Source organism: Streptomyces griseoaurantiacus (assembly GCF_036189845.1).
GTDB classification, from domain to species: Bacteria; Actinomycetota; Actinomycetes; order Streptomycetales; family Streptomycetaceae; genus Streptomyces; species Streptomyces griseoaurantiacus.
The window spans coordinates 5976163-5994718 of the sequence record NZ_CP108326.1 but is presented as its reverse complement, the minus strand read 5'-3'; the positions used below and the strand labels follow the sequence as shown (position 1 = coordinate 5994718).

Genomic DNA, 18556 nt, shown 5'->3' with positions numbered 1-18556 from the left:
GGAACCCGGGTCCGTCGAGACGAGGAGCCGTCATGCCGACCGAACTGTCAGCCCAGGATCTCGACGACCTCCGTGCCCGGCTCCGCGCGCAGGCGGAGGGCCTGCGCGCGGAACTGGCGGCCGTCGACGCGCAGATGAGCACGCTCTACGCGGACTGCGATCGGGACGTGGGGGATCTGGGGGCCAAGGTGACCGCCGCCGACCGGTTGCGGGCGGACGCCGAGCGGGCACGCTCGCTGCTGGCGCGGACGCACGCCGCACTGGACCGCCTCGGCACGCCCGCGTACGGGCGGTGCGCGGTGTGCGGCGGGCCGATCGAGCGCGACCGGCTGCTCGCCGTGCCGCACGCCGAGGTCTGCCTCGCCTGCGGGCGCGGCACCGGGGGTGCGCGCGGCCGGGGCGCGCGCTGACCTGACCGCGCGGTCGCGGGTCACGGGCCGGACCGGGCCGTCTCCGCGACGAGCGGCCGCCGGGCCGCCGGCACCGGGCACGGGCCTCAGATCCGGCCGGACCGTTCCTCGCCGGGCTCGTCGTCCCGCTCGCCCTCGGCCTGCGAGGGTGTCGGGTGCGGGATGTCCGGGCGCCCGTCGGTCGTCGCGTCCTCGTCGTCCCGTTCGCCCTCCGCCTGTGAGGGGGTGACCTGCTCGTCCATGGCATCTCCGTCCGGTCCGCTCGGGGACAGATCGTTTCGCCCCGTCCGGGTTACCCGGCACCCCCGCGCCAAACGGCCCGCACGCGCCCGCACCGCAGGGCGCCGGGGACGGTACGCGGCCCCGGCGCCACCCGAACGGGCCAGGTGACGCGCGAGCGGAGCGTGATCGGGCGCGTCGGGGATACCCGCACCCCATGTCGCGGCTATCGAAACTCGGACACAGGCACCAGGAAGCGGACACCGGGCCCGCCCCGGACGCCGTCACGCCCTCGGGCGCGGACGCGGACTCCCGCGGGGACGTGACGGACCCCCGCACGGGCTCGACCGACACCGGCTCGCGCCCGGCGGACGCCCGCGCGGACTCGGCCGCGGACAGCGAGCGGTACGGCCCGGACCCGGAGGTCGAGCGCAAGGCCCCGGACAGTCCCACGGAGCTGCCCGCGAAGTCCTGGAAGGAGGTGTTCAAGGGCACCCTGCGCGAGTTCAAGAACGACGAGCTGACCGACCGCGCCGCCGCGCTCACCTACTACGGGGTGCTGTCCCTCTTTCCGGCGCTGCTGGTCCTCGTCTCCTTCCTCGGCATGACCGGGAAGTCGACCACGGACAAGCTCCTGGACCAGGTCGACAGTCTCGCCCCGGGCTCCGCCTCGGACATCGTCACCAAGGCGGTGCACCAATTGCAGGACAACGGCGGCACCGGGTCGATCATGGCGGTGGTCGGCATCGTGCTGGCGCTGTGGTCGGCCTCGGGCTACATCGCCGCCTTCATCCGCACCGCCAACGCGGTCTACGACGTGCCCGAGGGCCGCCCGGTGTGGAAGGTGCTGCCGCTGCGACTGGCCGTCACGGTGGTGCTGATGGTGCTGGCGATCATCAGTTCGTGCATCGTGGTCTTCACCGGCGGCATCGCCAAGCGGGCCGGGGACGCGCTGGGGCTGGGCGACACCGCGCTGACGGTGTGGTCGATCGCGAAGTGGCCGGTCCTGGTGATCCTGGTGACGATCATGATCGCGATCCTGTACTGGTCCACACCCAACGCGAAGGTCCGGGGATTCAGGTGGATCACCCCGGGCAGCCTGCTCGCACTCCTCATCTGGCTGGTGGCCTCCGCCGGCTTCGCCTTCTACGTCGCCAACTTCGGCTCCTACAACAAGACGTACGGGACCATGGCCGGCGTCATCGTCTTCCTGGTGTGGCTGTGGATCAGCAACCTGGCGATCCTGCTCGGCCTGGAGTTCGACGCGGAGACGGCACGGCAGCGGGCCGTGGCGGGCGGGCTCCCGCCGGACGAGGAACCCTACGCAGAGCCGCGCGACACCCGGACGTGGGACGAGCAGGACAAGCGCCGTGCCGAGGAGGAGGGCCCCCTCGGCTGAGCCGCCGGACGACACCCACCGGCACGGCCGTCACACACCGACCCCCGTCACCCCCGAGCACACGAGCACACGAGCACACGAGCACACGAGCACACGAGGAAAGGACACGCCGATGGCTGAACGGAGTCCCTCCGGCGGGACCGCTCCCGCCACCAAGGAGGAGCTGCGCGAGCAGATCGCGCACACCCGCGAGGAACTGGGCCGCACCGTCGAGGAGCTGGCCGCGAAGACGGATGTGAAGGCCCGGGCCCGCGAGAAGGCGGAGGACGTGCGGGAGCGTGCCGGGGAGCGGGTGTCCCGCCTGTCGGCGGGCGTGCGCGGGCTGCCGCTGCGGGTGATGGCGGCCGCGGGGAGCGCGGTGGCCCTGGGAGTGGGCCTGCTGATCGCGCGGAAGGTGCGCCGCCGCTGACGCCCACCGCCTCACCGACGTCACCGACGTCACGACACCGCCCGGTGGGACGCCGCCCGGGGCCGCCGGGCCTCAGGCGGCGTCGCGGTGTTCGGCGTGGGCCGCCGCGGCTTCGCCGGCGGTGTCCGCCGGACGGGCGGCACGGCCGCCGGGGATCAGCCTCAGGTGCCGGTGCCGGTGCTGGTGCCGGTGCTGCCGCGGGGCGCGGGCGTGGCGGGGCGCCTCGGGGGCGGTGAAGAGGCGTTCCTCCCACCAGGAGAGAGCGGCGAGCATGGCTCCGGCGACGGGCAGGAGCAGAACGGCGATGACGACGATCACGGAGACCCCCTCGATGCGCTGCGCAGGAGCGGGTGCCCCGCGAGGGCGCGGCGCATGCGGGCGGGCAGGGTGGACGGCGTGAAGGTCCGGTGACCGCCCGGCCCGTGCGCCTGCCGGGTGCGGGCCAACGTGCCTGCCGGGTGCGGGCCGTGCGCCTGCCGGTGCGGGTCAGGGGCCGTACTGCCGGGCCTCGGAGCGGCGTTGGGTGTCGTCGAGGAGGCGGAGCCTCGTCTCCACCTCCGGCGGCACCACCCTCCGCTCCCGCGCCACCCACCCCGCCCCCGCGGCGGCCAGCGCGAACCCGCGCAGGGACGTCGTGTCCCGCGGCACCGTCCGCGCCATGTGCACCGTCTTCCGCAGCGCCACCCCCGCCGGCCTGCGCAGCCAGGAGAACCACAGGGTGTTGCGGATGCCGTGCGCCCGGCGCAGCGAGGCGTCCCGGGCGGTCGAGGGGGCGTGGTGGATCGTCAGCTCCTCGGCGTAGGCCAGCCACCATCCGGCGGCCGCCAGGTCTGCCGCCAGCAGTTCCTCCTCCCCTCCCAGCCACAGCCGCGGCGAGAAGCCGCCGGCCGTGCGGAACGCGTCCGTGCGCAGTACCGTCGCCGCCGCGAGGAAGGATCCCAGCGCGGGGCCGGGCAGCCAGTCGGGGCCGGGGATCGGTGAGTCGCGCAGTTCGGCGACGATCGGGTCCTCCGTCCCCGCCGGTTCGACGAGGATGCGCGCGGTGACGGCGGCGAGCCGGGCGTGCCGGTCGAGCAGGTCCGCCGCCGCGGCCAGGGACCCGGGCTCCCACCAGGAGTCGTCGTCGCAGAACGCCACGTACGGGGTGCGCACCCGCTGCACGGCCAGGTTGCGGCCGACCGCGCCGAGGTTGCGGCCGGGCCGCAGCAGGGTCACCCGGGGGTGCCGCTCGGCGACCGCCTCGGCGGTGCCGTCGGTGGAGGCGTTGTCGGTGACGATCACCGGCGGGGCTTCCGGCAGCGCGGCCAGCTCGTCGAGGGTGCGCAGGAGTTCGGACCGCCGGTTGTGGGTGATGACGACGACGGTCGTGCGCGCGTCGGGGCGCCGCTCGCGCGGGTGCGTCATACCGGCTCCTCCTGGCGTACGGGTTCGCGTTCGACGCGGCGCGCGGCGCGTTCCACCTCCGGCGGCAGCGGGCGGCGCTGCCGCAGCGCGGCGGGCAGCCGGGCCAGCGTCTCGCGCAGCGCGCGGCGGGCGGCCGGGTCGCGGCGTGCCTCGGCGGCGAGGCGGCGGGTGCGGCCGAGGGCGTGCGGCAGGGGGCGGCGCAGCCAGGCGGTGAGCAGTTCGTTGCGGCGTACGACGGCGGAGCGGTGGGGGCGTTCGGTGACCGCCGGGTGGTGGTGGGCGACCACCTCGGGGCAGTGGGCGACACCCCAGCCGCGGGCGGCGAGGTCGTAGGCGAGGAGGGTTTCCTCGGCGCCGAAGAACAGCAGCGGATGGTAGCCGCCCGCGTCGAGGTAGGCGGTGCGGCGGGCGACGGCGGCGCAGCCGAGGAAGCCGAGGACGCGGGTGCCGGGCAGCTCGGGGTCCGTGCCGAGGGGGGAGCCGGCGAGGACGGCGTTGAGGGGGTCGGGCTCCCCGGCGGGGCCGACCAGGGTGCGGGCGGAGAGCAGTCCGAGCCGGGGGTGGGCGTCGAGCAGTGCGGCGGCGGTGGCGAGGGCGCCGGGCTCCCACCAGGAGTCGTCGTCGCTGAAGGCCACGTAGGGGGTGTCCAGGGCGCGGACGGCGTCGGTGCGGGCGAGGGCGCCCCGGTTGGCGGGGAGGGCGAGGACGCGGACCTCGGGGAAGCGGCGGGCGAGCAGGGCGCGGGTGCCGTCGGTGGAGCCGTTGTCGGCGACGACGACGGGGGGCCGCTCCGGGAGAGCGAGCAGGTGTTCGAGGGTGGTGGCGAGGCTGCCGGCCCGGTCGCGGGTGGCGAGGGCGATGCCGACGGAGGGTGCGCGGGTCATGGGGGTCACCGGGAGACGGGGAGCGGGGCGGCCGGGGCGTCCAGGGCTTCGAGGGCCCGGAGAGCGTCGAGCACCTCTTCGGGGCCGATGCGGAGCAGCGCCGGGTCGGGGGTGCGGGCGTGCGGGTCGCCGGGCGGGCCGGAGTGCCACAGGACGCGGTGGCGGGGGTCGGGGGGCGGCCCCCAGAGGCTGGGCGGCACGGGCCCGAAGAGGGTGACGGACGGGGTGCCGTGGGCGACGGCGAGGTGGGCGATGCCGGTGTCGCCGCTGACGACGGCGGAGGCGCCTGCGACGAGGGCGGCGAGGGTGCCGAAGGGCGGCCCGCCGGAGAGGACGTCCCCCGCGGGCAGGGCGGCCGCCCGTGCGAGCGCGCCCACCAGCTCCTCCTCCCCCGGCCCGCCGGTCACGAGGACCCGCCGGCCCCGGGCGCGCAGCGCGGTGGCGACGGCGGCGTACCGGTCGACGGGCCAGCGGCGGGAGGGGGCTCCGGCTCCGGGGTGCAGGACGACGGCTCCGGGTGCCGGGGAGGGGGCGGCCGGCGGGGGCAGGCGCAGGTCGGTGGGGTCGGCGGGGATGCCGTAGGAGGTGAGCAGCCGGCACCAGCGGTCGCGCTCGTGCTCCTCGGCGTACCAGGGCGGGCCGTCCGGGTGTGCGAAGCCGAGGAGGCGGCCGGGGCGCAGCGCGCGCAGCGGGCGCAGGCTCTCGGGGCCCTTGCCGTGCAGGTCGACGGCGAGGTCGGGGGGCGGTCCGGTCCAGTCGAGGGCGGCGGGCACGGCCCGGCCGGGGGCGGCGGCGGGCAGCAGCCGGTCGACGGCGCCGCTCGCCTCGGCGAGGGGGGCCAGCTCGGCGGGCGCGGCCAGCACGCTCTCGTGGGCGGGGAAGGCCCGGCGCAGCGCGCGCAGCGCGGGCACCCCGGCGAGCAGGTCCCCGAGCCCCAGCGCCCGCAGGACGAGAAGGCGGGGTCGGTGGGAGGCGGCGGGGGGCGGCGGTGCGGGGCGCTGGGTCATGGGCGGGGGCTCCGGGGGTCGGGGCGGACAGGGGAAGGCCGCCGAGGGCAGGGGGTGGGGCGGGTCAGGCCCGTCGGCCCCCGCCGCCTTCCGCCGCGGCGGCCGCGGCGGCGGCCGCGCGGGCGGCGAGGCGGGTGCTGGAGCGGCCGTCGAGGTAGGGCAGCAGCACGGTCTGGCCGCCCCATCCGTCGAGCAGCGCGGCCTCGGGGAGGTCGGCGTGGGTGTAGTCGCCGCCCTTGACCCACACGTCGGGTTCGAGCCGGGTGAGCAGGGCCTCGGGGGTGTCCTCGTCGAAGACGGCGACGGCGTCCACGCATTCCAGGGCGCGCAGCACGCGGATCCGGTCGGCGAGCGGGTTGACGGGCCGTCCCTCGCCCTTGCGGCGGCGCACGGAGGCATCGGAGTTGACGCAGACGACGAGGCAGTCGCCGATGCGCCGGGCCGCCTGGAGCAGTCCGACGTGGCCCGCGTGCAGGAGGTCGAAGCAGCCCCCGGCGGCGACGACCGTGCCGCCGGTGGCCCGGACGTGGGCGAGGAGCCGCTCGGCCTCGCCGGTGGCGGGGTCCGTCCCGGCCGCTCCCGCCGGGCCGCCGGTGCGTTCGGCACCGGGGGGACCTGCCGCCGCTCCGGCCGTGCGGGCCTTCGAGCCGGCGGTCTCCCAGCGCAGCCCGCCGGCCCCGCCCGCGCCCACGAAGGCGCAGGCGGTGGTGACCGCGCCCTGCACGGCCTCGTCGGTGGCGGCGCCGTCGGCGAGGAGCCCGGCGGCGGTGGCGGCGAACCGGTCGCCCGCGCCGCAACTGTCGCCGCCGTGCGCCTCGGGCGCCGGGACGAGCAGCGGGAAGTCGCCGTAGGAGAGCAGCGCGCCCCGGGCGCCCAGGGTGACGGCGACCGAGCCGACCCGCCAGTCCCGTACGAGGGCGGCGGCGCCGTGCGCGGTGGCGCGCAGGTCGTTCCCGTCGGCGGCGCCTGCCCCCGCGAACGCCTTGGCCTCGGCGGCGGCGGGGGTGACCAGGCGGGTGCCGGGCACCGGCGGGCCCCCGCGCGGGTGCGGGTCCCAGACGGCGGGGGGCCGTTCGGTGAGGGCCTCGCGCAGGACGTCGGCGGCGCCCCGCCCGTAGTCGGAGACGAGCACGGCGCGGGCCGCGCGGACGGCGGCACGGGCCTCGTCGGTGGCGGCCGCGGCGCGGCCGGTGCCCCGGTCGACGCGGACCAGCGGGCGGCCCTGGGCCAGCACCCGGGTCTTCTCGGGCAGCGGGCCGGTGGCGGGCAGCGCGAGGAGGGTGAGCCAGGGTTCGAGGAGCCGGCGCAGCGCGCGGGCGGCCGGGTCGTCGCCGAGGGCGGTGACGAGGGTGACCTCGCGGCCGTCGCGGGCGGCGAGGTAGGCGGCGAGGGCGGCGCCGCCGGGGCGCAGCCGTTCCTCGCCGTCGGCGACGACGGGGACGGGGGCGTCGGGGGCGAGCCGTTCGGCGCGGCCGGAGACGTCCCGGTCGAGCAGGGCGTCCCCGACGACGAGCAGCGGTGCGCGCACCGCGGGGTCAGCCATCGCGCCGTTCCTTCCGCCCGGTGCCGTCCTCCGCGGCGGCACGGTGCCGCCCCGTTCCGCCGCCCGGCGCCGCGGCCCGGCGGGCCGCCCCGCCGGTCGCGGTGCGCGGGTGCCCGTCGGCCGGCCCGCCGTCACGGCCGGCCGGCTGCCCGCGCCGGCCGGCGGCGCCGTCCGGGGCGTCCTCGGCCCCGGGCGGGCGCTTCCCGTCGAGCCGGCGGGTGCCGTCGCGTGGCAGGCCGGCGCCGGGCGGTGCGCTCCCGTCGGTGGTGCGGAGGCGGCTGCTCAGGGAGCGGGCGACGCCCGTGCCGTGGGTCGTCGCGGGCGCGGTGTGCGGGAGGCCGCCGGCCTCCAGTGCCTCGTCGAAGGCCTCGCACACCATGTGCACGGCGACCAGGTGGAGTTCCTGGACGGTCGCCGCCGAGGGGGCGGCCACGCAGAGGGCCTCGTCGGCCGCGGCGGCCAGCGGGTTGGGGGCGGGTCCGGTGAGCGCCCACACGTGCAGACCGGCGGCCCGGCCGGCGTCGGCCGCGGAGAGCAGGTTGGCGCTGGCGCCGCTGGTCGACAGCAGGATCAGGACGTCGCCGGGTCGGCCGTGGGCGCGTACCTGGCGGGCGAACAGCTCGTCGACGCCGTAGTCGTTGGCGATCGCCGTGGTGCTGGAGGTGTCCGCGTGGAGGGCGATCGCGGAGAACGGCGGCCGGTCGGTGCGGTAGCGGCCGACGAGTTCGGCCGTGAGGTGCTGGGCCTGTGCCGCGCTGCCGCCGTTGCCCGCGGCCAGCAGCCGGCCGCCGCCGCACAGCACGGCGGCGAGCCGCTCCCCCCAGTGGCCGGCCAGCGGCGCCGAGCGGCGGAACGGTCCCAGGGCGTCGAGGAGTTCCTCGCAGTGGGTCACGACGGGTGCGTATGTCATCGGGCCTTCTCCTCCGCGAGAGGGGTCTGCGGTCGGTGCGCGCGGCGGCGTGCCGGGGAGCGCGCGCCCGCCGTGCGCGGGCCGCGCCTCACGCCACCTCCGTGCGCAGCTCCCGGTCCGCCGCGACCTGGCGGTACACCTGTTCCGCGCCGAGGGCGACCCGCTGCCAGGTGAAGCGGGCGAGGACCCGGTCGCGGCCGGCGGCGCCGTAGCGGCGGCGCAGCGCGGTGTCGTCGAGGAGTTCCCGGACGGCCGCGGCGACGGCGCCGGGGTCGCCGGGCGGGACGAGCCGGCCGGTGACCCGGTCGGCGACGCTGTCGCGGTGGCCGCCGACGTCGGTGGCGACGACCGGGACGCCGCACGCCATCGCCTCCAGCGGCACGATGCCGAAGGGCTCGTAGGCGGGGGTGCACAGCACCAGGTCGGTGGCGCGCATGAGGTCCGGCATCCGTGCCGGGTCGACCGCGCCGAGCAGCCGCACCCGGTCGGCGACGCCGAGTTCTCCGGCGAGCCGGAGCAGCCGCCCGGCCTCCGTGTCCTCGGCGAGCCGGTGTTCCGGGGGGCCGCCGGCGAGGAGCAGTTCGGTGTCGGGGATCCGGGGCAGGGCCCGGACGGCCTGGTCGTAGCCCTTGCGGGGGACCAGCCGGCCGATGGCGAGCAGCCGGTGCGCCGCCCGCCGCTCGGGCGGCCGCCAGGCCCCGCCGGACGCGGTGCCGCCGGACAGGACCCGTCCGGGGTCCGGCCGGAAGTGGTCCGCGTCGACGCCGCAGGGCACGACCGCCACCCGGCGGCGCGGGACACCCATCGCGGCGAGTTCGCGGACCTCGTCGCTGCACGTGGCCAGCACCTGGTCGCAGGTGCGGCCGAGGCCCCGTTCCACGCCGATGCGCTCGGGCGGGCTGGTGTCGGCCGCCCCCTGGTGGCGCCTCTTGACCGTGCCGAGGGCGTGGAAGGTCTGCACGACCGGGATGCCGTGGGGGTGCGCGCCGAGCCGGGCGGCGATGCCGGACATCCAGAAGTGCGCGTGCACCACCTCGGGCCGGTCCCGCTCGCGGGCCCAGGCGCGGGCCAGGTGCGCGCCGAACGCGGGCATGTGCGCGAGGAGTTCGTCCTTGGGGATCGGCTCGGCCGGTCCGGCCGTGACGTGCTCGACGACGGCGCCGCCGGGCAGCGGCACCCGCTCGGGCAGCGTGGCCGCGTCGCGCCGGGTGTAGACGGTGACCTGGTGGCCGCGCCTGGTCAGCTCCTCCGCCAGGCGCGCCACGTACACGTTCTGGCCTCCGGCGTCGGGGCCGCCGAGCGCGGCGAGCGGGCTCGCGTGCTCGGACACCATGGCGATCCTCATCGGGTCACCTCCTTGAACAGCCGCTCCCAGTCGTCGAGGAAGCGGGGCAGTCCGTAGCGGGCGAGTGCCGCCGACCGGGCGCGCGCGCCGGTGCGGCGCGCCTGCTCGGGGTCGGCGAGGAACTCCCGTACGGCGTCGGTGAGTACGTCGATCCGGTTGGACACCACCCCGGCGTCCTCGGGCACGGCCTCGACGACCTCGGTGGTGGCGAGGGCGACCACGGGCATGCCCAGGTGCATCGCCTCCAGCAGGGACAGGCCGAGGGAGGTCCAGCGGACGGGGTGGACGTAGAGGCGGCGCCGGGCGAGCGCCGTGTGCAGCGCGTCCTGCGGGAGTTCGTGGTCCCGGCAGCGCGCGGGGTCCAGGCCCAGGTGGCCGGCGAGGCCCGCGGTGCCCATGCCGAACACGTCGAGCGGCGCGGCGGCGGCGAGGGCGGGCAGCAGGTCGGTGCCGGTGGTGCGGCCGCGCCGCAGCGGCTCGTTGACGACGACGGCCGCGTGCGGCAGTTCGCCGGTGTAGAGCGGTCCGGGGTCGACGATGCCGTGCTCGACGACGGTGGCCGGGGCGGAACCGGTGTCCCACATCAGCCGGTTGAAGTGGGTGACGTGCACGACGGGGACGCCGGGCAGGTCGGCGGCGGGGTGCCGGGTGTCGGGGACGTTGCCGTGGGGGGCGTTGTGCTCCAGGTAGACGGCGGGGACGTCCCGGCCGGGGGTGCGGCCGAGCCAGGCGCGGGCGAGCTCGAACTCGTGCGGGCGCTGGAGCACGACGAGGTCGAGCTCGGCGGTCCGCAGGTCCTCGGGCGGGAGTTCGACGACGGAGGCGGGCCAGTCCCAGGTGCGGGCGCGGCCGAGGCCGTCGGGGCCCCGGTCGGGGGTGACGGGGACGACGTAGGTGTGCGGTCCCTGGACGAACGCGGTGGTCCAGGAGCCGTGCACGTGCCAGATCAGGATTCTCACAGGGCCCTCACCTTCTCGTCGGCCTCCTTGTCGACCTTGTCGGCGGCCTGCTTCTTGACGGCCACCTTCTCGACGGCGGTCAGCACCTCGTGCGCGGTGACCGAGTCGAGGCAGGGGTGGCCGGGCACCGGGCAGGTGCGCGCCCTGCTGTCGGCGCAGGGCGCGTGCTGGTCGCCGAGCAGCACGCAGGGCACGCCGTAGGGCCGCCAGCGTTCGGCGGGTACGACGGGTGCGAACAGGGAGACGACGGGGGTGCCGACGGCGGCGGCCAGGTGCGCGGGCCCGGTGTTGCCGGTGACGAGGGCCGAGGCGCCCGCGAGGACGCCCGCGAGCCGTGCGGCGTCGGTGCGGCCGCCGAGGTCGAGGCCGCGCTCCCCGGCCACGTGCGCGGTCAGCTCCCGCTCCCCCGGGCCGCCGGTGACGAGGACGCGGTGCCCGGCGGCGGCCAGTTCGCGCACGGCCTGGGCGCAGCGGTCGGGGCTCCAGGCGCGGGCGGGGACGCTGGCGCCGGGGTGGAGCACGACGTAGGGCGAACTCCCGGTCAGGTCACGGGTGTCGGGGACGGGCCGGATGCGGGGGCGGCCGTCGTCCACGGCGGGGAATCCGGCGGCGGCCGCCAGGTCGAGGGCGGCCTCCACCTCGTGGGCGTGCGGCGCCCGGTGGTGCCGTACGTCGAGGAGGGTGCCGGGATAGTCCTCGCTGTCGGCGGCGATCCGGGCGACGCCGGCCAGCCGCAGCACCAGGGCGGTGGGCAGCGGGGACTGGTGGAAGGAGGTGAGGACGAGCGCGGTGTCGGCCTCGATGCGGCGGACGAGCCGGTCGAGGTCCGCGCGGTCCACGTCCGGGGCGTCGAACCCGGCCCAGGGGGCGTCCCACACGAGGACCTCGTCCACTCTGGGCAGCAGGCGGGCGGCGGGCTCGCCCCTGGGCCCGCACAGGAACGTGACGTGCGCGGCGCGGGCGGCGACGGCGCGGACGGCGGGCCCGGCGAGCAGGACGTCGCCGAAGCTGTCGAGGCGGGCGACGAGGGCCCGGCCGGTGCGCGGGGTGGTCACCGGGGCCTCCCGGGTTCGGGGTCCGCCCCGCCGGGCAGCAGGGCGCGTACGGCGGCCTGCAGGTCGGGGGCGACGTGGGAGGCGGCGGCGATCTCCTCCGCCCGGGTCACCGGGGTCGGCACGAGCACGCCGTACGTGCCGGCCCGGCGGGCGGCCTCGACGTCCGCGCCGATGTCGCCGACGACCACGCAGTCCCTCACGGGCAGGCCGAGCCGCCGGGCGGCGGCGAGGACGAGTCCGGGCTCCGGCTTGCGGCAGGCGCATCCGTCCTCGGGACCGTGCGGGCACACCGCCCAGGTGTCGAAGGGGCCGAGCAGCGCCTCGATCCGCGCGTTGACCCGTACGACGTCGGCGGCGCCGATCAGCCCTCGGGCCACCCCGGACTGGTTGCTGACGACGGCGGTGCGGATCCCGCGCGCCCGCAGCCGGTCGAGGGCCTCCCGGGCGCCGGGGACGGGCCGGACCCGTGCGGGGTCGCCGTTGTAGGGCACGTCCTCGACGAGGGTGCCGTCCCGGTCGAAGAGCACGGCGCGCGGTACGGGCGGGTGAGCGGGCGGGCCGCCGGCGGGCGTGCCGGTGACGGTGCCGGTCATGAGACCACCTCCCGCCAGGCGGGGGCCCGGCGGTGGCGCCACTCGCCGGACAGGCGGTGCCAGGTGGCGGCCGGGGGGATCAGGACGCTGGTGGCGAGCATCGTGCCGACCTCGTCCCGGGTGCCCGGTCCCGGGGCGATGCGGGACCGGGCGAACTCGGCCGTGCCCAGGGCCCAGCAGGCGGCGAGGGCGGCGGCGGCGCGGGGTCGGCGGAGGGCGGCGAGGAGGCAGGCGCCCGCGCCGGCGGCGGTGACGGCGGCGTGGGTGCGGATGCGGCCGCGCGGGGCGGCGGCCTTCAGCCACCAGTCGGGTCCGTGCAGCCGTCCCATCAGGGCGTCGTCGGCGTTGCCGCGCTGGGCGCGCAGTGAGACCCAGCGGTCGGCGGGCCGCACCGGGTGCCGGGTGGTGCGCCGTCCGCGCCGGATGCCCCACCCGGCGTCGAGGACGCGCAGCGCGAGGTCGGCGTCCTCGCGGAAGGCGCGGCGGAAGCGTTCGTCGAAGCCGCCGACCTCCTTGAGGACGGCGGTGCGGTAGGCCATGTCGGCGGTGATCCAGCGGGCCTCGGCGAGCCCGGCGGTGCCGCGTTCCCAGTCGGTGGGGCGCCGTTCGCCGGGCAGTGGGACGGCGATGACGCCCTGGATGCCGGCGGTGTCCGCGGGTGCCTCCGCGAGGTCCTCGGAGAGCTGGGCGCACCAGTGCGGGCCGACCTGCACGTCGTCGTCGAGGAAGACGGTCCAGGGGGCGCCGACGGCCCGGGTCCCGGTGTTGCGGGCGGCGGCCGGGCCGCGTCCACCACTGGTCAGCACCCGTGTGCGTTCGCGGAGTTCGCCCAGCACCCGCAGCGGGTGCTCCAGGGCTGCGGGGTCGGCGCCGGCCTCCGGGCGGTCGTCGACGAGGACGATCTCGGCGGGCCGCGGGCCGATCGCGGCGGCGAGCGCGGCGAGGCAGTCGGTGAGCGTGGCGCGGACGAGGGTCGGTACGACCACCGCGTACACCGGCCCGTCCGGCGCCTCCAGGGGGCCGGTCATGCGAAGGCCCTCCCGCGGCGGACGGCGAACGGCCCGATCGCGAGCAGGTCCACGGGCGCGGAGCCGAAGCACTCCAGCGCGTCGCGCGGGTCGTCGACCATGGGCCGGCCGGCCGTGTTGAGGCTGGTGTTGACGACGACGGGTATCCCGGTGCGTCGTTCGAAGGCGGCCAGCATCCGGGCGACGAGCGGTTCGCGTTCCTCGTCGACGGTCTGGATGCGGGCGGTGCCGTCGACGTGGACGACGGCGGGGATGCGGTCACGCCAGTCGCGGCGCACCTCGTGCACGAAGAGCATGTACGGGCTGGGCAGCGGTCCGTCGAAGAGGTCGGCGGCGCGGTCGGCGAGCACCATGGGGGCGACCGGGCGGAACTCCTCGCGCCCCTTGACCTTGTTGAGCCGCTCGAGGTTCTCGGCGCGGCCGGGGTGGGCCATCAGGGAGCGGTGGCCGAGCGCGCGGGGCCCGAATTCGCTGCGGCCCTGGAACCAGGCGACGACGCCGTCGCGGGCGAGTTCCTCGGCGACCGTCTCGGCGATGTCGGCGGGCCGTTCGTAGGGGACGGCGGCCTCCTGGAGCCAGTGCCGGATCTCCTCCTCGTTCCAGCCGCGGCCGAGGTCGGCCCCCTGCATGGGGTGCGGGTCGCGGGTGAGGTGGAGGGCGGCGCCGAGCGCGGTGCCCGCGTCGCCCGCGGCGGGCTGCACCCAGACGTTCCGGTAGGGGCCGACGCGGGCCAGCCGGGAGTTGGCGACGCAGTTGAGGGCGACGCCGCCGGCCATCGTCAGGGACTCGCCGCCCGCCTCGGCGTGCAGCCACTGGGCGAGGTCCAGCAGGGTCTCCTCCAGCACGGCCTGGGTGCTGGAGGCGAGGTCGGCGTGGTCCTGGTTCCACTCCTCGTGCGCGGCGCGGGCGGGCGCGAGGGCGGCCCAGTCGACGCCGTGGGCGCGGAAGCCGCCGTCGCCGGTGGCGTGCACCTGCCGGCGGATCTCCTCCAGGAAGCGGGGCTTGCCGTAGGAGGCGAGGGCCATCACCTTGTACTCGTCGCTGGAGCGCAGGAAGCCGAGGTGCTCGGTGAGTTCCTCGTAGACGAGGCCGAGGGAGTGCGGCAGCGTCTGCTGGGCGAGGGTGTGCAGTTCGCCGCCCTCGAAGCGGCCCGCGAGGTGGGAGGCGGCCTCGCCGCGACCGTCGAGGACGAGGACCGCGCTGTCGGGGTGCGGGGAGGCCGGTCCGGCGGAGGCGGCGTGCGCCACGTGGTGCGGCACGAACACGACCTTCTCCGGGTCGAGTCCGGGCAGCGCCTCGGCGAGGAACTCGGGGGCGCGGCGGGCGTACTCCAGGCGCAGCGGGTCCCAGGGGTCGGACAGGCCCATGTCGGCGGCGGGCCGGGCGAGGCCGGGGTCGAAGGAGTAGGCCACCGCGTCCAGTTCGCCGGCGCGCAGCCCGGCCCGCTCCAGGCACCAGCGGGCGGCCCGCTCCGGCAGCTCCCACGCGGAGAACGGCACCGGGCGCTTGCCGTGCTTGCGCCGGCTGAACCGCTCCTCCTCCGCGGCCGCCACCGTGACGCCGTCGATGACGAGGGCGGCGGCGGGATCGTGGAAGAGGGCGTTGATGCCAAGGATGCGCATGGTGGGAACTCCGTCGCGTTCGGCGGGTGGGGACCGTGTTCCTACGGATACGGCGAGTGGCCTCCCGCAGCAGAATTAAACTCTTTGATACGACTCGCCCCGACTGATTGGTATTTGTCGCTTTCGCGGCTATGCCGCCACGGGTCGCGCCGCGAACCAGCCGATCGTGCGGTCGAGGCCCGCCGTCCAGGAGGTGCGGGGCTCCCAGCCGAGCACCTCCCGGGCACGCCTCGTGTCCGGCCGGCGCCGCGCGGGGTCGTCGACGGGGCGTTCGACGAAGCGGATCCGGGACGACGACCCCGTCAGCTCCACCACCCGCCGGGCGAGTTCGAGCACCGTGATCTCGTCACTGCCGCCGATGTTCACCGGACCCGTCTCCCCCGCCGCCCCGGCCAGCGCGAGCACCCCGTCGACCGTGTCGTCGACGTAGCACAGGGAGCGGGTCTGGCCGCCGTCCCCGGCGACGGTGAGCGGCATCCCGTCCAGCGCCTGCGCGATGAAGGTGGGCACCGCCCGGCCGTCCCCCGTCCGCATGCGCGGGCCGTAGGTGTTGAAGATGCGGACGATCGCCGTGTCCGTGCCGTGCACCTGCCGGTGCGCGGTGACCAGCGCCTCGGCGAAGCGCTTGGACTCGTCGTAGACGCTGCGCGGCCCGATCGGATTGACGTTCCCCCAGTAGGTCTCGGTCTGCGGGTGTTCGAGGGGGTCGCCGTACACCTCGGAGGTGGAGGCGAGCAGGAAGCGCGCGCCGTCACGCCGGGCGCGCTCCAGGGCGTTGCGGGTGCCGGCGCTGCCGACCTCCAGGGTCTCCAGCGGGAGCCGCAGATAGTCCACGGGCGAGGCGGGGCAGGCGAAGTGCAGCACGAGGTCGAAGGCGCCGGGCAGAGAGCGCACCGCGGCCGGGTCGGTGACGTCGCCCCGCACGAAGCGGAAACCAGACCGTTGTTCGAAGGCCGCGACATTGCCGCGCGAGCCGGTGGCGAGGTTGTCCAGGCAGACGACCTCCGCGCCCTGATCGAGCAGACGTTCGCACAGGTGCGAGCCGACGAAACCCGCCCCTCCCGTCACCAGTGCGCGGCGCCACGTGTGCACGTCCACGGGCCTCTCCTCACTCTCGCGTTCACCTACGTGCGCGGCGAGTACCCATTCGTCACGATGTGCACCTGTTGTCGGGAATCGCCTCGGCGGGCGCCCGGCCCGCTCCCCGCCTACGATCGGCCCGTGACCCTCTTCCGGCTGGAGCGCCTCGCCCCGCGGCTCTCCGTCGACCAGGCCTGGCAGCGGCTGACGGACTGGCCGCTGCACGCCGACGTCGTCCCGCTGACCCGCATCACCGTGCTCACCGAGCCGCCCTCCCACGAGGGCACGGCCTTCGTGGGCCGCACCGGCGTGGGCCCCCTCGGCTTCGACGACCCGATGGAGGTCACCGCCTGGGAACCGCCGCCGGAGCACACCCCGGCCCGCTGCCGCCTGGAGAAGCACGGCCGGCTGCTGCGCGGCTGGGTGGAGTTCCGCGTCCACCCGCACCCCCCGGGCGGCGCCCGCGTGGTCTGGGAGGAGGACCTCCGCGTCCGCGCCGTCCCCCGCCTGATGGACCCCGCCGTCCGCGCGGGCGCCCGCCGGGCCTACGGCTACGCCGTGGACCGCCTGCTGACGGTGTGACCGGCCGGGACGGAGTCCGGCGGCCCGGAATTCCGTTGTCGCCCCCCGCCCCGGCGGCCAGACTGTGCCGGTGCTGATCCGACGCGAGACACCCGCCGACGTTCCCGCCGTACGTGCCGTCACGGCGGCCGCCTTCGCGAAGCCGGGGACCCCGCGGCCGGCGGTCCCCGTGGAGGTGACCCTCCTGGAGGAACTGCGCGCCTGCGAGGGCTGGCTGCCGGAACTGTCGTTCGTGGCACTCGGCGACCGGGACGAGGTGATCGGCCACGTGGTCTGCACCCGGGGCCGGGCCGGCGCCGCTCCCGTCCTGGGTCTCGGCCCGCTGAGCGTGAGCCCCGGACACCAGGGCCGCGGTGCCGGCCTCGCCCTCGTCCACACCGTACTCGGCGCGGCGGACGCCCTCGGCGAGCCGCTCGTCGCCCTCCTCGGCAGCCCCGCCTACTACCGCCGCTTCGGCTTCCGCGCCGCCACGGACCTCGGCATCACCCCGCCCGACCCCGCGTGGGGCGCCTTCTTCCAGGTCCGCACCCTCACCGCGTACGACCCCGCCCTGCGGGGCGCCTTCGCGTACGCGGAGCCGTTCACGCGGGTCTGAGCGAGGACGCGCCCCGCCGGGTGCGGGGGGGGCCGGCTGCGGGGCGCCCGGTGCCGCGTGCCCGGTGTACCGCGCTGGTTGCAGAGGGGGCGCGGGTAAACCCACGCGGTACGCGGCGGCCCTCCCCGAGGCTGATTCCCGGGGCGGCCGGGCGTCCTAGCATGCCCGTGGAGGCGGGCCCGGGGGGCACCGCACGGAGCGGCCGCATCGCGCGGACGGGGGATCCGTGCCGTGGGGCCCGCCCTCCGATCCTCCGGGTCGCCGGGCCGTACGGCGCCGCGTCCACCGCCCCCGCCCGGGGCCGGCCCGGTCAGCCCATCCGTACGGCGGCCTCGTGATGGATCAAAAGCTCCGTCCCCGTCAGCGGCACGCCCGTGCCGCCCCGCCGCACCGCCACCAGCTCCGCCGCGATGGACACCGCCGTCTCCTCCGGGGTGCGGGCGCCCAGGTCGAGGCCGATCGGGGACCGCAGCCGGGACAACTCCCCCTCCGTCAGGCCCGCTTCGCGCAGCCGGCGCAGCCGGTCCTCGTGGGTGCGCCGGGAGCCCATCGCGCCGACGTAGGCGAGCGGCAGCCGCAATGCCCGGCACAGCAGCGGCACGTCGAACTTGGGGTCGTGGGTGAGCACGCACAGGGCCGTGCGGGCGTCGACCCGGGTGCGGTCCAGGTAGCGGTGCGGCCAGTCGACGACGATCTCGTCCGCCTCCGGGAACCGTGCCCGCGTCGTGAAGACCGGCCGGGCGTCGCACACCGTGACGTGGTGGCCGAGGAGCTTGCCCGCCCGGACGAGCGCGGCGGCGAAGTCGACCGCGCCGAAGACGATCATCCGGGGCGGCGGCAGGGACGTCTCGACCAGCACCGTGAGCGGCGCCCCGCACCGGGACCCCCGCTCCCCCGCCTCCAGCGTGCCGGTGCGGCCCGCGTCGAGGAAGGCGCGCGCCCCGGCCGCCACCGTGCGGTCCAGGGCGGGCGGGCCGCCGAGGCCGCCGGTGTGCCTGCCGTCCGGGTGGAGCAGCAGCGCCCGGCCCCCGTACCGTGCCGCCGGGCCCGCCACCACCCGGGCGAGGGCGGTCGGCCGGCCCGCCGCGGCGAGCGCGGCGGCGGCCTCGTACACCTCCCGGTGCGGGTCCCCCGCCCGCACCGGCACGACGAGGACGTCGAGGACGCCGCCGCAGGTCAGACCGACCGCGAGGGGATCGCCGTCGTCACCCTCGGCGTCGTTGCCGTTGCCGCCGCCCTCGTGGCCGAAGCGTTCGCGGACGGTGCGGCCGTCTTCGAGGGCCTGCCGGCACAGCGCGTGGACGGCGCCCTCGACGCAGCCCCCGGAGACCGAGCCGATCACCTCTCCCGCCCGGTCCACCGCGAGGGCGGCCCCCGGTGGTCGGGGCGCGCTGCCCTCGACGGCGACCACGGTGGCCACCGCGAGGTCGCGTCCCTCGGTGAACCAGCGGTGCAGTTCCTCGGCGATGTCCAGCATGCGCGTTCCCTCGTTCCCTCGTTCCCTCCTCCCGT

At 77.1% G+C, this 18556-nt stretch carries 19 protein-coding genes and 1 pseudogene; 5 read left to right on the top strand and 15 right to left on the bottom strand.

Going from position 1 to position 18556, the window contains the following annotated elements:
- The first annotated feature begins 32 nt into the window (after positions 1 to 32).
- Complete coding sequence (locus OHB09_RS26550) at positions 33 to 410, top strand: TraR/DksA family transcriptional regulator (protein WP_191851930.1); 378 nt, start codon at positions 33 to 35, stop codon at positions 408 to 410.
- Between the two features lie 86 nt (positions 411 to 496).
- On the opposite strand, the gene OHB09_RS26545 is transcribed toward OHB09_RS26550, so the two are convergent.
- Positions 497 to 652 carry a hypothetical protein gene (locus OHB09_RS26545; protein WP_006143292.1) on the bottom strand — a complete coding sequence of 52 codons (156 nt, stop codon included), beginning with the start codon at positions 650 to 652 and terminating at the stop codon, positions 497 to 499.
- A gap of 194 nt (positions 653 to 846) precedes the next feature.
- Between OHB09_RS26545 and OHB09_RS26540 the strand changes: the two genes are divergently transcribed.
- A complete protein-coding gene (locus OHB09_RS26540) occupies positions 847 to 2028 on the top strand; it encodes a YihY/virulence factor BrkB family protein (protein WP_191889946.1) in 1182 nt (393 codons plus the stop codon).
- Positions 2029 to 2140: 112 nt separating this feature from the next.
- Positions 2141 to 2437: a DUF3618 domain-containing protein gene (locus tag OHB09_RS26535; RefSeq protein ID WP_167793768.1), complete on the top strand. Its 297-nt coding sequence runs from the start codon at positions 2141 to 2143 to the stop codon at positions 2435 to 2437.
- Between the two features lie 72 nt (positions 2438 to 2509).
- Here the strand turns inward: OHB09_RS26535 and OHB09_RS26530 are convergent, their stop codons facing one another.
- From OHB09_RS26530 to OHB09_RS26470, 13 genes and pseudogenes are all read right to left on the bottom strand, one after another.
- A complete protein-coding gene (locus OHB09_RS26530) occupies positions 2510 to 2755 on the bottom strand; it encodes a hypothetical protein (protein WP_167793767.1) in 246 nt (81 codons plus the stop codon).
- A gap of 168 nt (positions 2756 to 2923) precedes the next feature.
- Positions 2924 to 3841 carry a glycosyltransferase family 2 protein gene (locus tag OHB09_RS26525; RefSeq protein ID WP_191851932.1) on the bottom strand — a complete coding sequence of 306 codons (918 nt, stop codon included), beginning with the start codon at positions 3839 to 3841 and terminating at the stop codon, positions 2924 to 2926.
- Positions 3838 to 4725, bottom strand: coding sequence for a glycosyltransferase family 2 protein (locus tag OHB09_RS26520; RefSeq protein WP_191851933.1), 888 nt, complete (start codon positions 4723 to 4725; stop codon positions 3838 to 3840). The genes OHB09_RS26525 and OHB09_RS26520 overlap by 4 nt, the downstream gene beginning before the upstream one ends.
- Positions 4726 to 4730: 5 nt before the next feature.
- Positions 4731 to 5732 (bottom strand): glycosyltransferase family 9 protein, encoded by a 1002-nt coding sequence (locus OHB09_RS26515; protein WP_319351777.1) that lies wholly within the window; start codon positions 5730 to 5732, stop codon positions 4731 to 4733.
- Positions 5733 to 5796: 64 nt separating this feature from the next.
- Complete coding sequence (rfaE2, locus tag OHB09_RS26510; protein WP_093600337.1) at positions 5797 to 7275, bottom strand: D-glycero-beta-D-manno-heptose 1-phosphate adenylyltransferase; 1479 nt, start codon at positions 7273 to 7275, stop codon at positions 5797 to 5799.
- A gap of 340 nt (positions 7276 to 7615) precedes the next feature.
- Positions 7616 to 8185: pseudogene (locus tag OHB09_RS26505) on the bottom strand (D-sedoheptulose-7-phosphate isomerase); the annotation flags it as partial.
- Between the two features lie 88 nt (positions 8186 to 8273).
- Complete coding sequence (locus OHB09_RS26500) at positions 8274 to 9530, bottom strand: glycosyltransferase (protein WP_191851937.1); 1257 nt, start codon at positions 9528 to 9530, stop codon at positions 8274 to 8276.
- Positions 9527 to 10489: a glycosyltransferase gene (locus OHB09_RS26495; RefSeq protein ID WP_006143303.1), complete on the bottom strand. Its 963-nt coding sequence runs from the start codon at positions 10487 to 10489 to the stop codon at positions 9527 to 9529. The genes OHB09_RS26500 and OHB09_RS26495 overlap by 4 nt, the downstream gene beginning before the upstream one ends.
- Complete coding sequence (locus OHB09_RS26490; RefSeq protein ID WP_328922646.1) at positions 10486 to 11544, bottom strand: glycosyltransferase family 9 protein; 1059 nt, start codon at positions 11542 to 11544, stop codon at positions 10486 to 10488. The genes OHB09_RS26495 and OHB09_RS26490 overlap by 4 nt, the downstream gene beginning before the upstream one ends.
- Positions 11541 to 12137, bottom strand: a complete 597-nt coding sequence (locus OHB09_RS26485) for a D-glycero-alpha-D-manno-heptose-1,7-bisphosphate 7-phosphatase (RefSeq protein WP_328922645.1) — start codon at positions 12135 to 12137, stop codon at positions 11541 to 11543. The genes OHB09_RS26490 and OHB09_RS26485 overlap by 4 nt, the downstream gene beginning before the upstream one ends.
- Positions 12134 to 13165 carry a glycosyltransferase family 2 protein gene (locus tag OHB09_RS26480; protein WP_328922644.1) on the bottom strand — a complete coding sequence of 344 codons (1032 nt, stop codon included), beginning with the start codon at positions 13163 to 13165 and terminating at the stop codon, positions 12134 to 12136. Before OHB09_RS26480 ends, OHB09_RS26485 begins: the two co-directional genes overlap by 4 nt.
- Positions 13162 to 14787, bottom strand: coding sequence for a carbamoyltransferase family protein (locus OHB09_RS26475; protein ID WP_328922643.1), 1626 nt, complete (start codon positions 14785 to 14787; stop codon positions 13162 to 13164). Before OHB09_RS26475 ends, OHB09_RS26480 begins: the two co-directional genes overlap by 4 nt.
- 129 nt (positions 14788 to 14916) lie before the next feature.
- Positions 14917 to 15885 (bottom strand): NAD-dependent epimerase/dehydratase family protein, encoded by a 969-nt coding sequence (locus tag OHB09_RS26470; protein ID WP_319351715.1) that lies wholly within the window; start codon positions 15883 to 15885, stop codon positions 14917 to 14919.
- A gap of 123 nt (positions 15886 to 16008) precedes the next feature.
- Here OHB09_RS26470 and OHB09_RS26465 point away from each other — a divergent pair, with 123 nt between their 5' ends.
- Both OHB09_RS26465 and OHB09_RS26460 read left to right on the top strand, forming a co-directional pair.
- Complete coding sequence (locus OHB09_RS26465; protein WP_093600313.1) at positions 16009 to 16449, top strand: SRPBCC family protein; 441 nt, start codon at positions 16009 to 16011, stop codon at positions 16447 to 16449.
- Positions 16450 to 16519: 70 nt separating this feature from the next.
- On the top strand, positions 16520 to 17044 hold the full coding sequence (locus tag OHB09_RS26460) for a GNAT family N-acetyltransferase (RefSeq protein WP_328922642.1): 525 nt from the start codon (positions 16520 to 16522) through the stop codon (positions 17042 to 17044).
- A gap of 310 nt (positions 17045 to 17354) precedes the next feature.
- On the opposite strand, the gene OHB09_RS26455 is transcribed toward OHB09_RS26460, so the two are convergent.
- A complete protein-coding gene (locus tag OHB09_RS26455) occupies positions 17355 to 18521 on the bottom strand; it encodes an XdhC family protein (RefSeq protein WP_191892022.1) in 1167 nt (388 codons plus the stop codon).
- Positions 18522 to 18556 lie beyond the last annotated feature (35 nt).

What these genes read in the sequence shown, in the direction of transcription:
- OHB09_RS26520 (WP_191851933.1), bottom strand. Translation starts at nt 4,725, where the DNA reads ATGACCCGCGCACCCTCCGTCGGCATCGCCCTCGCCACCCGCGACCGG.
- OHB09_RS26545 (WP_006143292.1), bottom strand. Translation starts at nt 652, where the DNA reads ATGGACGAGCAGGTCACCCCCTCACAGGCGGAGGGCGAACGGGACGAC.
- OHB09_RS26535 (WP_167793768.1), top strand. Translation starts at nt 2,141, where the DNA reads ATGGCTGAACGGAGTCCCTCCGGCGGGACCGCTCCCGCCACCAAGGAG.
- OHB09_RS26540 (WP_191889946.1), top strand. Translation starts at nt 847, where the DNA reads ATGTCGCGGCTATCGAAACTCGGACACAGGCACCAGGAAGCGGACACC.
- OHB09_RS26515 (WP_319351777.1), bottom strand. Translation starts at nt 5,732, where the DNA reads ATGACCCAGCGCCCCGCACCGCCGCCCCCCGCCGCCTCCCACCGACCC.
- OHB09_RS26500 (WP_191851937.1), bottom strand. Translation starts at nt 9,530, where the DNA reads ATGAGGATCGCCATGGTGTCCGAGCACGCGAGCCCGCTCGCCGCGCTC.
- OHB09_RS26475 (WP_328922643.1), bottom strand. Translation starts at nt 14,787, where the DNA reads ATGCGCATCCTTGGCATCAACGCCCTCTTCCACGATCCCGCCGCCGCC.
- OHB09_RS26485 (WP_328922645.1), bottom strand. Translation starts at nt 12,137, where the DNA reads ATGACCGGCACCGTCACCGGCACGCCCGCCGGCGGCCCGCCCGCTCAC.
- OHB09_RS26550 (WP_191851930.1), top strand. Translation starts at nt 33, where the DNA reads ATGCCGACCGAACTGTCAGCCCAGGATCTCGACGACCTCCGTGCCCGG.
- OHB09_RS26525 (WP_191851932.1), bottom strand. Translation starts at nt 3,841, where the DNA reads ATGACGCACCCGCGCGAGCGGCGCCCCGACGCGCGCACGACCGTCGTC.
- OHB09_RS26480 (WP_328922644.1), bottom strand. Translation starts at nt 13,165, where the DNA reads ATGACCGGCCCCCTGGAGGCGCCGGACGGGCCGGTGTACGCGGTGGTC.
- OHB09_RS26455 (WP_191892022.1), bottom strand. Translation starts at nt 18,521, where the DNA reads ATGCTGGACATCGCCGAGGAACTGCACCGCTGGTTCACCGAGGGACGC.
- rfaE2 (WP_093600337.1), bottom strand. Translation starts at nt 7,275, where the DNA reads ATGGCTGACCCCGCGGTGCGCGCACCGCTGCTCGTCGTCGGGGACGCC.